Raw genomic sequence first — 2,061 nt, 5'->3', positions numbered from 1 at the left:
TCTGCCGGTCTAGATCAGGCGTCGACGCCCCGCAGCGGGTGCGCGGCGAAGAAGTCGAGCATGGCGCGCGAGGCGTCGGGTCCCTGCGGATCGGTGTAGCTGCCCGCCGCGGAGCCGCCCGACCACGCATGGCCGAGGCCGCGCACCCGCCAATCCTCCACCACGACCCGGCCCGCCGCATCCGCGTAGCGGGTGCGGGTGTACGAGCGCCCGTCGCCGTGGACGGACCGGCTCTCGGCGTGCAGCGAGCCGGCTCCCGCCTGGGCCAGGACCTGATCGGCGTTGCGCGGGCTCACCGTGCCGTCCTCGTCGCCGTGGAACACGATGGTCGGCACGCGCAGGCCCTCGGCCGGGGCGCCGAAACCCGTCGGGGCGTTCTGGCCGGGCGCGCCGACCTGCATGGCCATGAGCGCCGAGGAGAGGTCGCGCGCGCAGCCGGCGGCGAGGCCCGAATGCACCCCCACTGCGGCGTAGAGATCGGGATAGGCCTGCGCGATGTTGGCCGCGGCCGCCCCGCCCGCCGAGAGGCCAGCGATGTAGACGCGCTTCGGATCAATCGGGCACTCGTCCAGGATCGCCCGGGTCAGGCCTGCGATGATCGCCGCCTCGCCCGCCTCCCGGCCCTGGTCGCCGGGCTGGAACCAGTTCCAGCAGCGCTGGCCGTTCGCCCGCGCGCTCTGGGCCGGGTAGGCGACGTAGAACCCCTCCGTCTCGGCCAGGACGTTCATGTTGGTGCCGGCCGCGAAATCGTCGGGCGACTGCGTGCAGCCGTGCAGCATCACGACGAGGCAGGCGCCGGCCGCCGGATGGCTCGGGATGAACAGCTTGTAGTCGCGCGCGCCTCTTCGAGCTCGGTGCGGCGGATCGGCCGGAGCCCGACCTCGACGCTCTTGCGGGCGACCGACTGCCGGGTAATCTCGGCATGGCGCTCGATCTCGCGGCGGATCGCCGTGCGGATGAAGTCGCTCCGGTTGCCGTAGACCCTCTCCGTGACGAGGAGGTCGATGTGGCCGAGATCGACGAATCCGAGATTGATCGTGATCTTCTCGCTCTCGGCCGTGCGGGCGGCTGGGCGTGGGCGGGGTATCAGATCGAGCATCGCTGTGACGGGTCCATCCATCGACCATCCGTGTGGATGGTATATGGGCCGTTTTTTGTGCGATGCAATGAATTATTTGCTGCGACGCAAAAAAGCCGTCAGGCGCTGCCCTCCTCGCCGATGTAGTCGCGCCAGATCGCGTTGGCCCCGAGGCTTGCCAGGAAGGCCTCGTGGCGCCCCTGCTCCTCCGGTGTGAGGCGGGGGCGGACCTTGCGCAGGCCGACGGGCACCGGCTCGCCGCCCTCCTCCTCGACGGCGACCGCCTCTTGCACCTCGACCACGCCGAGGCCGAGGCTCGTCTGCTTGCCCCCGAGGAGCTCGATGTAGACCTCGGCCAGGATCTGCGCGTCGAGGAGCGCCCCGTGCTTGGTGCGCCGCGTCGTGTCGATGCCGTAGCGGTTGCAGAGGGCGTCGAGGTTGTTGGCCGCGCCCGGATGCTTGCGCCGGGCCATGATCAGGGTGTCGACGACCGCCTCCAGATCGATGGCGGGCGGCGCGGCGGCGCCGAGGCGCGCGAATTCCGCGTTGATGAAGCCGACGTCGAAGGGCGCGTTGTGGATCACGAGCCGGCTGTCGCCGCAGAAGGCGCGGAACTCGTCCACGATTTCGGCGAAGACGGGCTTGTCGGCGAGAAAGGCGTCCGAGAGACCGTGGACCGCGAAGGCGCCCTCGGAGACCGCCCGCTGCGGGTTGATGTAGCGGTGGAAGGTGCGGCCGGTCTGGATGTGGTTGAGGAGTTCGACGCAGCCGATCTCGATCAGCCGGTCGCCCCCCTTGGCGTCGGTGCCGGTGGTCTCGGTGTCGAGGACGATCTCGCGCAGCATGGGGGGTCTCGGGGATGACAGCGATGCCCCCCAAGAGGAGCGGCGGAACGGCTAAGCTGGAGTTAACCCGCAGCGCGCTCGCGCCTGCGTGACGGCTCCGGAACCGGATGCCCCAGTTCCCGCGCCATCTCGATCCAG

General features: G+C 70.3%; 1 protein-coding gene and 2 pseudogenes. All 3 read right to left on the bottom strand.

Annotated features, from left to right (window positions below):
• Positions 1–14 precede the first annotated feature (14 nt).
• Positions 15–842, bottom strand: a pseudogene (locus E1J50_RS26340) (extracellular catalytic domain type 1 short-chain-length polyhydroxyalkanoate depolymerase); the annotation flags it as partial.
• Positions 833–1,099, bottom strand: a pseudogene (locus E1J50_RS28270) (CopG family transcriptional regulator); the annotation flags it as partial. The pseudogenes E1J50_RS28270 and E1J50_RS26340, both read right to left, overlap by 10 nt.
• A gap of 98 nt (positions 1,100–1,197) precedes the next feature.
• Positions 1,198–1,923 (bottom strand): DNA polymerase III subunit epsilon, encoded by a 726-nt coding sequence (gene dnaQ / locus E1J50_RS26335; RefSeq protein ID WP_132256807.1) that lies wholly within the window; start codon positions 1,921–1,923, stop codon positions 1,198–1,200.
• Positions 1,924–2,061: the final 138 nt, after the last annotated feature.

Origin of the sequence: Methylobacterium segetis, from assembly GCF_004348265.1 — a bacterium.
Taxonomy (GTDB): Bacteria; Pseudomonadota; Alphaproteobacteria; order Rhizobiales; family Beijerinckiaceae; genus Methylobacterium; species Methylobacterium segetis.
The sequence above is the reverse complement of the archived record's forward strand: the minus strand, read 5'-3'. Positions and strand labels throughout refer to the sequence as shown.